The organism is Bdellovibrio sp. MYbb2 (assembly GCF_056175685.1).
Genome location: NZ_JBJKJI010000001.1, coordinates 2,051,191 through 2,063,637, shown reverse-complemented (window position 1 = coordinate 2,063,637; position 12,447 = coordinate 2,051,191). Strand labels below are relative to the sequence as shown.

Below are 12,447 nucleotides of genomic sequence, written 5' to 3'. Positions count from 1 at the left end.
CTAAAATCGGCAGGTTCGCAAAGCTCAAAGCCCGTAAATTAGGTTTTTTGTAGATTTTGGCTGTTCAACCATTGGCGCAGCAGGTCTTTCTCTGACGAAGACAGCCCCTCAAAATGCACTCTGAGGACGTTGCCTTTCACGTCAATGACCTTGGCTTTGCACTGAACATCGTTGATCTCTGACAGAACCATGGTGAAAACCTGATCCTTTTTGAAGGCCTCAACCTCCTCAGGGACGGAAATACGAGCTCCCGTATAAGACAGATCCACGGTTTCACCATTTACTTTGCCATTCAAAACAACCGGGGTCACAACGACAAAACGATCCCCTGTCGGGGCAAACCAGTTCTGACGGCGATCCAGATAAGGATAACGGAAGAATGAAAACACCGTGCCCACGATAAAGAGCACCAACAGACAATCCAGCACCCTGGCCGTGCTGATCGCCGGGTCCACCACGCCAAAGCCCTTAAACAGGCTGACCAGCGTGCTGATCACAAAGATCCCGCAAAGGATCATCCCCATAACCCAGGACAGTTTGTGGCGGATCATCAGCGTCAATCCGGCGCCAAAGACAGACACCCAACCCACCCAATTCAGCACCGCAACTCCGGTTCTTTGCATCATGATGAGGTCAAGCACAGGTGTGAACATAAGCACAGCAGCAGCCATTTCCACTGCACGAGGACGTTCTAGAGCTGGTGATTTTGTTTCCATAGGAAACTTATCGGCTAGAGCAGAGTCAGGGTATAGATTTTTATTGATTATCTCGCTTCAATCCTTAGAATTTCTCATTGTGAGACATATAAATTTTCAGCACGTCCTAATTGTCATTGCGTCCCTTATTTTGACCAGCCAGGCTCAAGCCTATCCTGATTTTATCGGGTACAGCTATTCCTCCTGCATCACCTGCCATTACAACGGTCTTGGCGGCGGAGCCCTGAATGATTACGGTCGCGCCCTGTTTGCCACCGAGATCACCTCCCGCTCTGTCTTCCCCAAGAACATGGAAGAGGAAGAAATCGCGGAAATGTCCGGCTTCCTGGGTAAAAAGAAGCTGCCTTGGTGGGTTCGTCCGGGTCTGAAATATCGCGGCCTGTGGCTGAAAATGGAGCCAGGCTCCACTGCCACCACCGAGCGCTACATCAACATGCAAAATGATGTGAATCTGAACTTCTTCCTGGACAAGAAACAGACTTATTCCATCATCACGACAGTTTCCTACACCGGTATTGAGCCCTACTACGGCAAAACCAACACCTGGTTCATGCGCGAATACTATCTGCGCTGGAAACAAAGCAACAACTTCTGGCTGTACGTCGGCCAGATGGACAAAGCTTATGGCATCCGCAACGTCGATCACTCGGCCGTCAGCCGTAAAGCCATCACACTGGGGCAGTTTGACCAGTCCCAAGGGGTGATCGGTCACTTCACTTATCCGGACTGGGATGTGGCTGTGAATGCCTTCTTCGGAAATGCCGCTCAGGAAGACCCGCAAAAACAAAAAGGCTTCTCTGTGGCGGGGGAATACCAGGTCTATGAAAAGTTCAAAGTCGGTGCTTCTGTGCTGACATCACAAAGTGATTTGCAACAGTGGAACCTGGCAGCCCTGACCACGCGTATGGGCCTGTCCAAGGGTTCTGCGATCATGGGTGAATTCGGTCTGCGCCAAAAGAAAGACAAAATCGCTGACTCAGAGGCCGAACTGGGTACCTATGCGATTGTTCAGACCATGGTTGAAATCCAGCGCGGTTACAACTTCCTGTCGATCCTTGAGCACACCAAAGGTGACATCAACAAATCCTCTGCCGAAGCAATGAGGTGGAGCATGGGCGCGATGATGTTCCCTCTGCCGCGCACCGAACTTCGTGCGATGGCAACCAATGGAAAAACTTATTCTGACACTGGTGGCGTGGACGATGCCTGGGCTCTGCAAGGGCAGATCCATATTTCCTACTAAGGGACACATATGAAAAAATGGATGTTTGTACTATTTGTCACCCTTCTAAGTCAGAACGTTCTGGCCCAGGAAGAAACTGATTCTGAAGAAACGCCGGCGGCAGAAGCCCCTGCGGCGGCACCGGCCACAACAACGGCAAAAAAACCGGCGCGGTCCCGCCAGGACTGGGGCTTGAGCCTTTCCACTTTGCAGTGGGATGAAACCCTGCGCGTTCAAGACGGCATCACCAACACCAAGGTGCCAGCCAACTACAACGCCATCACGATCACCATCATGAAAGAAATCACCTACTATCGCTGGGGCTGGAGTGCCGGGGCCTTTATCGGTGCCGGTCGCGCCAACGGCGGATCCGATGCGGATCCTTACTTGAGCGACAAAGTGGCCTTCACCACTTACGGGATTTCCCCGCGCGTATTCTATCGCCTGTCCGGTCGAATCAATGCCGGCGTGACGGGAATGCTGTTTTATAAAAATATCGACTGGCCAAAAGAAACCACCACCCAAACCATTGATTCAGGCCGCAGCCTGAACGTCACAGGTATTGCCGACTTGAATATTCGCATGTTTCAAAAGTGGGATTTCTATACCGGGATTGGTCCTTTGACTGAAGGATCCACGCTTTGGAAAATCGGTGTGAACTACCGATTCTAAAAGACAAAGGCCCCTTTTCAGGGGCCTTTTTTTATTTATTTTACTGGAACCGTCACTGCCAAAGTCACTTCGTCTTCAACACCGACACCCATATAGTTGATGTCCTCGATGCCAAAGTCGCTCAGCTTCAACTTGAATTTCGCTTTCAAGGTCTTGCCTTCGACTTTGTAAACTCCGGAAATGTCTTTTTCAATGCCACGGATTTTGATTTTGCCCGTGCCCTTGCCGCCTTTACCTTTTGCGGAAAGCAAAACGGCCTCTGGGAACTTTTCAGTCTCCAGATGTTTTTGCGTGTGCTTGTCACGCAGCTCTACGCCGGTTTTCAAAGTTTTCAGATTCACAACGATGTTTTCCGCGGAAACTTCATCACCGCTCACCACGGCCTGACCTTTAACGTCAGAAGTTTTACCTTTGAAATCCCCCATCGGATTCAAAACCACATCCAGAACCACACTTTGCGCCATCGCTGCTGTGGAAATACCCATTGTGACAATCAATGCTGCAACAAATTTCATTTGCCCTACCCCTTTTACTTTTGGTGATTGTTTTAAAAACATATTAAATGACTTATTCAATGCTGTTGATCCAGTCAGCCACGGCTTGAACCTCTGCCGCTGACATAGAACCCGACGTCGGCATATTGCGGGTTCCCGGCCCCACTGTTGCCCCGGACAGGCGATAGTAAAGTTTTGAACCCGCCAGATCCTTGGCTTTCGCCAGGCCGCGGGAAAGAGCTTTCGTCTCTGTCAGATTGCGGAAGTCACCGTAAGTCGAGCTGTTATGACAGCTCAGACACTTGGAATCGATGACCGCTTTGGCCGCCAGGAATTTTGGATTTTCCACAGTGACTTCTTTGCCGTCGTTGATCAACGCCGGATCATAGATCACGTTTTCAATCAGATTGTTGGTCGCCACATAGCGGGACATCACATTCAGTTCACCCTTGCTCAGCGCAAGACCGTCAGTGTCCGAACCACCATAGACAACATATTCATAGATCTGACCGTTCGCTCCGCCCGTCGCCACACTTTTCACGGTGAAGGCAAATTCACCCGGAGTTCCGGTCTTTTGAATTTCTGCCGTCTGCACCACTCCATTCACCTGCAAGGTCATTTCGGTGGGCTTCACACCAAAGCCTGCAGCCAGTACCATCTTGCTGCCACTGCTTGGAAGATTCACTTCCATGAAGGCGATGTTACTGGAATCCGGAGCCGCACGCACCACGCGGATCTTACCCGCAGCGATGTTGATATAGGCGTCTTCTTGATTGGCGCCCGAAGACACCGAGAACACTTTGCCGGTCATGCTTGTATCCAAAGCCACCACGAAGGACAGCTGATTGGCCATGAAAAGGGCTTTGTTCACATAGGAAGGATTGCCAGGCTTGGACCAGAAAGAAAGTTCGGTAGAGGACAGAAGTTTTGGCAGGGATTTTTGATCCAGGGCTTCGCGGGAATCAAAGATCCCCTGTTCGTAAAGAACCTGATCCTGCAAAGCAAAGTCGCTGCAATTCTGGAACGCCAGAATCATTGCAAGCCCCGCACTGCCGACCACAACGGTCTTTAAAACCCCTAACTTCATTCGAAATCCCCCAAAAACATACAGAACTCTTATCGGCACCAAACACAAAGAACCCAAGGCCTTCGTGTTTGGTCCACTGTCTCAATATGAGACTATTGCGGCATCCCCAGGTCCACCCATTTCTGAACGATGGCCTTCATCTGCGAAGACATCAATCCAGAACGTGGCATCGGAGAGTTCGCATCATTGATACGCTTGATAATCACACCGGCCTTGGCCTTGGAAGCTGCATAGTTGCTAAGGTCCAGACCCCCGTCTGCTCCAGCACCCGAGTGACAGCTTAAACACTGTGTTTTAAACACATTCACTTTTGCATCGGAACCAACCAGCATCGCGAATGTCACATTCGCCGGAGCCTCATCAACTGGCGCCACTTCGGTGGAACCGGTTCCGCAAGTCGCCGTGCTTTCAGCCTTTTCAATGGACGTGAACTGCAAAGCGAACTTGTCCGTTGTTTTGGTTGTCGACATCACCAAAAGCTGGGCATTTCCGACCGGAGCCAGTGCCAGCGGAGTTCCCGGGCAAACCACCGCATTGATATTGCGATAGACCGTGGCAGAATCCAGCATCTTGTCATTCACATAGAAGAACAGACCTTTTACACGGTACTTGGCTGTGCCCGAAGTGATGGACATGGTCGGTGCGCGCGCGGCATATCCGACTTCAACCCCACCGACTTTTGCCACTTGGAATTCCACCGACATTTTCAAAGGGAATGTCGTGGCTTTTGCCGGCAGGTCCGCAGCCGTGCTGTAGTTCCATTCAATTTTCGTCCACGTGGCCGAATTGGCTTTGCTGTTCACAATCGTCGCGTTGGTTTTATTGGCTGTCACCACGGACTTATCAACGCCGTCATCACCCTTACAAGTCAAATAAGCGGCTTGGGCAGAAACCCATTCGGCTTTCAGACTGGACACAGCCCCATTATGATGGGCCCCAGTGTATGGCGGGTTGTGCGCTGGATTGATCGCATTGTCAGAAATAGCCTGATAGCCTTTGTCTTTGAAGACCTGATAGGACATCAAAGAGTTCTTGGAGGCAAAAGCCGGCGCTTCGTGATCACCGTTATGGCAACCCGCGCAGTTGTTTTTCAGGAATGTATAATAGCCGGAGCCGAACTTGGCATAAAGCTGATCTTCACACAGGTCCCCTGTGCTCTGCTCACCTTCGTCCACTTCTTCTTCCGTGGATCCACCCGACAAATCCGAGCTGCCCTGATTGATCAGCTTCACGGTTTGCGTGTCGATCTGAAAACCTTCGCCCAGACTTTGAGCGCAGTTTTGGAATGCCACAACCAGGATCAGTCCCCCGGATACAGCCCCCAGAATCTTCAAAGATTGAAGTTTCTTCATTCGCTTCCCCTTAAGCTACGTGAAGTTTAACAACTTTTTCCACGTCGTCCGCCTGTAAGGTGGCCGGCGCAAGTTGTTTGAACAGCCCCATCTTGTAATTCAAATTCAAATAGTTCGCCAGAATCGCCGCCGCCACATAGTCCGGACGGGATCCCACCAGCGTGGATGTATCCACACTCTGATCCGTCAGGTAATGACCGATCTGAGTACCACTGGAAGTCACTTTGCCCTTTGGATCAAAAGCAATAATGAACTGCAACGAAGACGAATAGTCACTGGACCAGATGCTGGAAGAAGTGTCAGACACTTCCGAAGAACAAGCTCCATCAGTGGTCACCATAATGAACAATGGTTTTTTCATCTGACTGGCAAGTTCCAGCATGTTACCGATCTGCACACCCGCAGCGAAGTCTTTCGCATCGGCAGCAGTACGCACGCCCGGAGAATGATAGTCATAACCACCCAGCGTGATACGACCGTGGGCGATATTGCCATTCAATGCATTGTACACCACACCCGCCGTCACCGCTGTTGCGTTGTTGGCTGCTGTTGCCGTATTGATTTTATAAACATTTTGCACAATGGTGTCTTTGCGTGGATCCACGCCGGAAGCACCACCGGCCGCGATAATATCACCGGACTTCACACCGGCTTCCTGCAAGGCCAGCTTCAAACCGTCATTTTTGGAATTCAGTTTTGCAACCTGGGACTTGGTCATTTTAGCAACGAAAGAAGCCAGAGTTCTTTTTTGTTTGGCATTCAAAATACCGTTGTCTGCCAAAGTACTGGAATAATTCAAAGCACCGAACATGTTGTCTAGACTTGCCAGCTCCAGGGAAGAATTGGGAGCTGAAAACACCGGACGGATATTTTCAGCGGTAGAGCCCTGATGCACACCCGGCAAAACCTTGCCGATCAGACCTGCTCTTTCCAATGGACCGGAAAGATCATAGAACGGACGAAGAGCGGCCTGACCGTTGGTGTCGTTGGCCGTGTCCGTGCAAAGAGCCACAAGACGGGCTTTACCCAAAGTCGCAGCACTGGCCACAGACTTGATACCTTTATGCAATTGGGAGCTGGAGGCAAAGTCTGCGCCCATCACTTTTTCAGTGGCAAAGCCGGATTTACCCAGACCCAGCTTGGTGTAAGCACCCAGCAGATTGTTGCCTTTGTCTTTCACGACAAAGTTTCCGTGCAGGGCTGCGCCACCACTCAGACTTAATGTGACAAACGGAATCATCGGGTCGCCTTCGGCCGCTACGGCCTTACTTCCCATGGTCAGAATAGAAGTCACCGCCCCGGGCACCGCCATGCGGGCCGCGAAGGAGATCACACCTGTTTCAAGCAATTCACGGCGTGAAAGCTTCAGGCTGGAAACGTCGGTTTTTTCATCCAGGACTTTTTGCAGTTTATCGTTTTTCATTTTCCCCCCAAATCCCCATTGTCCGTTACAGAAGGTAAGATTCCGGCACGGACAACATGCCTGAACAGATAAAGACCGCCAGTTTGTCAGACTCTGTAGCTTTCCCCAAAGCCGCAGAATCCAAAGTGCTGTAGTACTCGTCCACAGCTTGCGTGATGAAGGACAACTCTTCACTGGATGGTTTGCGCATCCAGAAACGGTCAATCATCAGAATATACGTATTGATGGCGCCCATTTTTCCATAAGTGCCAGGACCTTTTGCAAAATCCAGATACTTAAAGATGTCACGAGTGCCTTTTTTCTCTTTATTCACGGCTTGCTGACAGACCACACCCGCCAGGGACGTCGTGGCGATGATGCTTGGTGAGTTCACCAAAGTCAGATCATTCTGCGGAACCAGCAAGTTGCGGCGATAGTTGATCTCGGCGTTCACCGTACCCATATTGATGTCAGCACTTTTCAGATTCAAAAGCGACATCATGGATTCCAGGGTTTGCTTCGCATCCACCGGAGCCCCGTCAATATCCGACTGGGTCTTGCTGCTCACGCTGCTGTTGCTGCCATCAACGCTACCACCATTCAAGGTGACTTCCTCAAGGCTGGCAAAATCAGTCTGCTGCGCACAGTTTTGAAAGCCCATTGTCACAAACAGGAAAGAGAAGCTCACACCGATTACTGCGCCAATTTTTTTCTTAGCATTCATGGTCTACTCCTCTTTCACCACGCCACAGACCGGGTCCAGGGCGACTTCTGTATAAAGGCTTTTCAAATTATAATTTACTGCTTCGAAACGGTCGCCCAGACGAACCAGCGTCGTGTACTGGGTGGATTCAAGCTTCTTCAGGCACACGCTTTCATAAACGCGTTTGGCCATGCACTGGCTGAAACGACGGCTTTGAGAAAGCATTTTACCGAAGTCCTTCACGCCCTGACCGCCGCCGGCGTTACCGCCTCTCCAGCCAAAGAATGTGGATTTGCTGCCCAGGACCGCGTTATTCACGAAGTTATCACCCGTAACAACGAAACCGTAAGGATAAGAACCCTTGTTCATTTTCGCCGCGACACCCGTGCTGGAATCAAATGCATTTCGTGGGAACAGACGCAGTTCCTCGCGGGCTTCCAGATATGGAGTCACCAAATTGATATTGGCTGGACGGCCTTTGTTGATCAGCTTGCCAAGCAAACGTGCCTTTTCCGTGTCTGCAGTTTTTGCCGCTGTCAAAGAAGCGTCATAGAACTCATAAAGCACTGACATTTCTTTCTTATTGTCCAGATTGCAAATCAGGAACAGGCGACGCTGCTCTGCCACCGCTGTATTGGCCTTGGCCAGATTATTCAGGCAACCTGCCACATACTCTGTTTTATAGGCATCGACCGCACGATTTGCTTTCAAGTCTTCCAGGAAGGCTGCTTTCTTTGCGCTGAAATCAGCTGCAATCGCATTGGCAGCAGCCGGATCACGAATCGTGTTCAGGGTCCCCATCAAAGTATTGCGGGCCGACGCTTCTGCCGTACCACGTTTGATCAGGTAAGCCAGACGTGTCGTGAACCAGGTGGAGTTTTCCTGCCTGTTCACCAGGTCCGGAAGAATCTCGTTGGTCACTTTGGTGATATAGTTGGTGCTGTAAGTGCTGTATTCAGCCTGGATACCATGCTGATTGAAGAAGTCCCCGTTCATCTGGGAATAAGTGCCTGTCGCACCACCCGTCGTGAAATTCGTATAGTCCATTTTGGCAAAGGCACCACGCATACCATCCATCACCGAGTGGCAGCTTTTACAGCTGGTCAGGTATTTATTGTGGTCCCCGGCCGGGAAACGTTCCACGTCGCGGCCCACATACTGATCTGAAGCAGAAGAATCTGCCGCTTCAGCCATGGACACACACAGAAACTGTTTTAAAGAAAACTCAACGGCACGACGGTTTGTACCACCGCTCAGGTTTCTTTCCGCAAATGTGCGGGTCGAGAAAACACCAGCTGGTTCCGGATTGTCAGCCAGATTCACCAGGTCAAAGCTTTTGTCTGTTTGCTGATACGGAGTGCTCCATGCGGATTTCACCAGTTTTTGGCGGGATTGAAGCTGCAAAGAGGTCTGCAGGTCCATATAAGCTGTTTCAACCGGAGTAAAGTTTTCCTGCGTGAAATAGCGCGTTCTGTTGTCCGTTACCTTCGGTACATTCTTCACATCATAGAAATAGTCAGCCGTCAGAATTTCACGGAAGTCCTTGCCGTCACGAACAACCCCGGCAATCAACGCCGAGAAATCATTGAAAGGAACTTTCACGGATTCATCTTTGTTTGAAAGCTTCAAAGACAGATTCTTGATCTGCACATTCAAAAAGTCCGAAGTGCCGGTAATATAATTGGCTGCACCACGAGTATCCCCGTTTGCAATGAGCTCCGCCACTTTCTTAAGTTCGGGCTTGGTGGACGACACCTTAACGCCTGTCATTCTCTCGTAGAGTTTCTTGGCCTTAAGCATGTCTGACTCTGCAGCATGAGCGTTTATAATAGAAAACGCTGACGCCACGACAACAAGATATTTGTAGCCCCTCATACTCAATTCCCCCTTGAGTGATTACATTATCGTCTAATTTGGGAAAAATTGTGATGCTCCGACAAAGAATTTTTGACCACTCGTCCCTGTAGAAGACATTGACGATGTTTCGCTGTGAGACGTTTTTCACCTTGTAAATGACTTAACCCCTTGATGTCAGGTGCGCCCTTTCCCGGTATGAAACAGCCTCGGACGAAAACAAAATGAAAACTAACTGTTCCCCACGGTCAAAAAAACACGATATCCCCGGCAAAAGTGGTTCAGAGCGAGACATCACTCACTGGACCTCTTGCCTTCCCATTGAATTTCAGAGTTTTCTTCCACATTTAGACAGTCGCCAACCCGAACCTGGGGAACATCTTTTCCTTTAGTTCTGTTTCAAATTGTCGATAAAGTCATTATGAGATTTTTGATTGCAACACTATTGATATCATCTTTGGTTTCACCAGCTTGGGCACTTAAGGCCGTTGTGGTTAAAGGCGATCGCGCTTTGATCGATATGGAAGGTGAAGACCTTCAGGTGGGTGACAAGCTCGGAGCCCGCAATGCCGAGGGCAAAGCCCGCGCCCTGCTTGAAGTAAAGCAAATCAAAAATGGAAAGGCCGTAGCCGCCGTCCTTAAAGGACAGATGACTGCGGATCTTAGCGTTGCAAAAATCGGCGGAGGCAAAGCGGCCTCCACCGCCAAAGCTGCGGCACCGGAAAAAGCCGGCAAAAGCAAATCATCCTGGGGTGTGACAGCAGGTTACGCCATGAACAACATGACAGTGAAGCCAAGCTCCAGCTCTTCCGTGGCGTTGAGTGGCAGCAGCATCAATGCTTCTGCCTTTTATCAGATGCCGCTGGATGGAAACATCAGTGCACGTATTCTGGGCGGCTATGAAACTCTGAGCGCCAAAGGCAGCTCTTCGACAGTCAGCTGTTCTGGTTCTGACTGTACCGTGGACATCAGCTATCTGGGCGTTGAAGCCCTGGTTCGCTATTCTTATCTTCGCAGTGCCAAGTTTGATGCCTGGGTGGGCGGCGGTCTGGGCTTCCTGTTTGCGATTGGCAAATCCAGTAACGTTCTGGACACCAGCAAAATCAGCACGAACCAAACGATCGTGGGTTCTTTGGGCCTGGATTATCATCTGGACCGCAAGAGCTTCATCCCAGTGCAATTGGATTATGCCATGTTCCCGGATAACAACACGTCTTCGGCAAATCAAATCATCATCCGGGCTGGATGGGGTTGGCAGTTCTAATGAAGAAGGTCGTCTTCTTTCTTTTGATCGCCTTCATCGCGGTGTCGGCCTATTACAAAGACAAAGAAGGCCAGGCCGACTTTGCTTCCACCAGTCGTACATTCACTCCAATTAAACTTCCGGCCTTGCCTAAAAGCGGTTTGAACAACTTCAACACCGCCGCAGAAGCTTATAACTTTCAGGAATCCCAGCACGAAAGAAATGTCTTTCACTGGGCACCGGGCTTCCCCGTTTATATTCCCACTTTTGACAGCCAGAACCGCCCTTACCTGCGCCAGCATGAGCGCAGTCAGACCACAGCCCTTACCAGCGGTTTTGTTCGCTATGACGGTGGTGGCTGGACCGAGTTGTCTTTGGGGTCTGACTTTCTAAAAGATCTCTTTCCAAAATCAAATATCGAAGAACTGACCCGCGCCAATCGCCAGGACCTGTTGTGGGATCCAAAGATGGCGGTATTTGACCGGGACGACATCATGTACACGCCTTTGCGAATCAAAGACGGCTTGGACAAAAGCTATGTCGTGGCCTATTCCAAAGATTATGGTCGCAGTTGGAAAGCTTTGAATCTGCTGACTGAAACCGCTTTGCCTGAATGGTATGACCTGGAAAGACCCACTTCGGTGGACGCCCTGCCCGGTCCTCCGGCATTCTTGTACTATCAAGCCACGGGCAAAGCCCCGGGTTACGAACGCGGCTTTGAATACTGGCAAGGCACCGTCGGCAAATTGACTTTCCAGATGACCCATTTCGAAAAAGACGAACTGGTCAGGGATCTGCCCGTGGTGCTTTCTGAAAATGCCCAGCCCATAGGTTATCGCAGCGGCAGCGGCGTTAAAATCCTGCGTTCCAAGGACAAGTATTTCATCACTTGGCTGGAAGCGACGCTGGATCATAAAATGGAAAAGAACGAGCGTGGCCGTGTGACAAACTCCAAGCCTGACAAGGCTGGCAATCCCTATTCTGCCATCTGGATTGCGGAAGTGGACGTGAAAACCCGCAACTTCAAAAAAACCGAGATTCTGAAAACCTGGCCATTGAACGACAGTCACAATCAGCCGGCCATCGTGCGCAGTCAGGATGGGACTTTGCATGTGATTGGCGGTGCCCATGGGGCCCACTTCACTTACACCCGCAGTTTGAAGCCGGACTCGATCGACAGCTGGAGCCCGACCGAATACGTGAACACCACGGACAGCGGCTATTCAGCAAACTTCAACATCCCGGGCGTTCAAGGTGGCAGTCAGACTTATGCCTCTTTGGTGATCGATTCCCACAACCGTCTGCATCTGGCTTACCGCCTGTGGGCCCATGACAAGTCTGTATTTGATTTTGAATACTTCGGTGCCCTGGCATATCAGAGTGCAGAACCTGACAGCAGCGGAAAAAAATGGAAGTGGTCTGAACCCAAGATTCTGGTGTACCCGAATGATCAGGAATACACGCACTATTACCAAGTGCTGACCATCGACCGCAAAGGCAGCCTGTATCTGGAATACAGTCAGATGCGGCCCTATGCGCCTTATTACTTTAAATCCCCCAGTGGCGAGGCCATCAACACCTCCCCGATGCTGAACTCAGCCTTGTTGAAATCAGAGGATCAGGGCAAAAACTGGTTCCTGGTCAATGACAAGGACTTCAAATAAAAAAAGCTCCCCTTCGGGAGCTTTTTCTTTTTCAAACT

Annotated in this window: 11 protein-coding genes; 4 read left to right on the top strand and 7 right to left on the bottom strand. The window is 50.4% G+C overall.

The window, feature by feature from the left end; translation table 11 throughout:
* Nucleotides 1-38 precede the first annotated feature (38 nt).
* Complete coding sequence (locus AC04MQ_RS09970) at nt 39-716, bottom strand: PilZ domain-containing protein (RefSeq protein WP_041577784.1); 678 nt, start codon at nt 714-716, stop codon at nt 39-41.
* 79 nt (nt 717-795) lie between these two features.
* On the opposite strand from AC04MQ_RS09970, the gene AC04MQ_RS09965 reads away from it, so the two are divergent.
* Together AC04MQ_RS09965 and AC04MQ_RS09960 are read left to right on the top strand one after the other, a co-directional pair.
* Nucleotides 796-1,959 carry a hypothetical protein gene (locus AC04MQ_RS09965; RefSeq protein ID WP_475391997.1) on the top strand — a complete coding sequence of 388 codons (1,164 nt, stop codon included), beginning with the start codon at nt 796-798 and terminating at the stop codon, nt 1,957-1,959.
* A gap of 9 nt (nt 1,960-1,968) precedes the next feature.
* A complete protein-coding gene (locus tag AC04MQ_RS09960) occupies nt 1,969-2,610 on the top strand; it encodes a hypothetical protein (RefSeq protein ID WP_015091582.1) in 642 nt (213 codons plus the stop codon).
* Nucleotides 2,611-2,645: 35 nt separating this feature from the next.
* On the opposite strand, the gene AC04MQ_RS09955 is transcribed toward AC04MQ_RS09960, so the two are convergent.
* From AC04MQ_RS09955 to AC04MQ_RS09930, 6 genes are all read right to left on the bottom strand, one after another.
* Nucleotides 2,646-3,125 carry a YceI family protein gene (locus tag AC04MQ_RS09955; RefSeq protein ID WP_475391996.1) on the bottom strand — a complete coding sequence of 160 codons (480 nt, stop codon included), beginning with the start codon at nt 3,123-3,125 and terminating at the stop codon, nt 2,646-2,648.
* A gap of 52 nt (nt 3,126-3,177) precedes the next feature.
* Nucleotides 3,178-4,191: a hypothetical protein gene (locus tag AC04MQ_RS09950; RefSeq protein ID WP_475391995.1), complete on the bottom strand. Its 1,014-nt coding sequence runs from the start codon at nt 4,189-4,191 to the stop codon at nt 3,178-3,180.
* Between the two features lie 92 nt (nt 4,192-4,283).
* Nucleotides 4,284-5,543 (bottom strand): hypothetical protein, encoded by a 1,260-nt coding sequence (locus AC04MQ_RS09945; protein ID WP_475391994.1) that lies wholly within the window; start codon nt 5,541-5,543, stop codon nt 4,284-4,286.
* Between the two features lie 10 nt (nt 5,544-5,553).
* On the bottom strand, nt 5,554-6,966 hold the full coding sequence (locus AC04MQ_RS09940; protein ID WP_015091586.1) for a hypothetical protein: 1,413 nt from the start codon (nt 6,964-6,966) through the stop codon (nt 5,554-5,556).
* 25 nt (nt 6,967-6,991) lie between these two features.
* Nucleotides 6,992-7,669, bottom strand: a complete 678-nt coding sequence (locus AC04MQ_RS09935) for a hypothetical protein (RefSeq protein ID WP_015091587.1) — start codon at nt 7,667-7,669, stop codon at nt 6,992-6,994.
* A 3-nt stretch (nt 7,670-7,672) separates the two neighbouring features.
* Complete coding sequence (locus AC04MQ_RS09930; RefSeq protein ID WP_475391993.1) at nt 7,673-9,418, bottom strand: hypothetical protein; 1,746 nt, start codon at nt 9,416-9,418, stop codon at nt 7,673-7,675.
* 505 nt (nt 9,419-9,923) lie between these two features.
* Here AC04MQ_RS09930 and AC04MQ_RS09925 point away from each other — a divergent pair.
* Together AC04MQ_RS09925 and AC04MQ_RS09920 are read left to right on the top strand one after the other, a co-directional pair.
* Nucleotides 9,924-10,766, top strand: a complete 843-nt coding sequence (locus AC04MQ_RS09925; protein WP_148278822.1) for an outer membrane beta-barrel protein — start codon at nt 9,924-9,926, stop codon at nt 10,764-10,766.
* Nucleotides 10,766-12,409 carry a BNR-4 repeat-containing protein gene (locus AC04MQ_RS09920; RefSeq protein ID WP_475391992.1) on the top strand — a complete coding sequence of 548 codons (1,644 nt, stop codon included), beginning with the start codon at nt 10,766-10,768 and terminating at the stop codon, nt 12,407-12,409. The genes AC04MQ_RS09925 and AC04MQ_RS09920 overlap by 1 nt, the downstream gene beginning before the upstream one ends.
* Nucleotides 12,410-12,447: the final 38 nt, after the last annotated feature.

What these genes read in the sequence shown, in the direction of transcription:
- AC04MQ_RS09970 (WP_041577784.1), bottom strand. Translation starts at nt 716, where the DNA reads ATGGAAACAAAATCACCAGCTCTAGAACGTCCTCGTGCAGTGGAAATG.
- AC04MQ_RS09960 (WP_015091582.1), top strand. Translation starts at nt 1,969, where the DNA reads ATGAAAAAATGGATGTTTGTACTATTTGTCACCCTTCTAAGTCAGAAC.
- AC04MQ_RS09955 (WP_475391996.1), bottom strand. Translation starts at nt 3,125, where the DNA reads ATGAAATTTGTTGCAGCATTGATTGTCACAATGGGTATTTCCACAGCA.
- AC04MQ_RS09950 (WP_475391995.1), bottom strand. Translation starts at nt 4,191, where the DNA reads ATGAAGTTAGGGGTTTTAAAGACCGTTGTGGTCGGCAGTGCGGGGCTT.
- AC04MQ_RS09945 (WP_475391994.1), bottom strand. Translation starts at nt 5,543, where the DNA reads ATGAAGAAACTTCAATCTTTGAAGATTCTGGGGGCTGTATCCGGGGGA.
- AC04MQ_RS09940 (WP_015091586.1), bottom strand. Translation starts at nt 6,966, where the DNA reads ATGAAAAACGATAAACTGCAAAAAGTCCTGGATGAAAAAACCGACGTT.
- AC04MQ_RS09935 (WP_015091587.1), bottom strand. Translation starts at nt 7,669, where the DNA reads ATGAATGCTAAGAAAAAAATTGGCGCAGTAATCGGTGTGAGCTTCTCT.
- AC04MQ_RS09930 (WP_475391993.1), bottom strand. Translation starts at nt 9,418, where the DNA reads ATGACAGGCGTTAAGGTGTCGTCCACCAAGCCCGAACTTAAGAAAGTG.
- AC04MQ_RS09925 (WP_148278822.1), top strand. Translation starts at nt 9,924, where the DNA reads ATGAGATTTTTGATTGCAACACTATTGATATCATCTTTGGTTTCACCA.
- AC04MQ_RS09920 (WP_475391992.1), top strand. Translation starts at nt 10,766, where the DNA reads ATGAAGAAGGTCGTCTTCTTTCTTTTGATCGCCTTCATCGCGGTGTCG.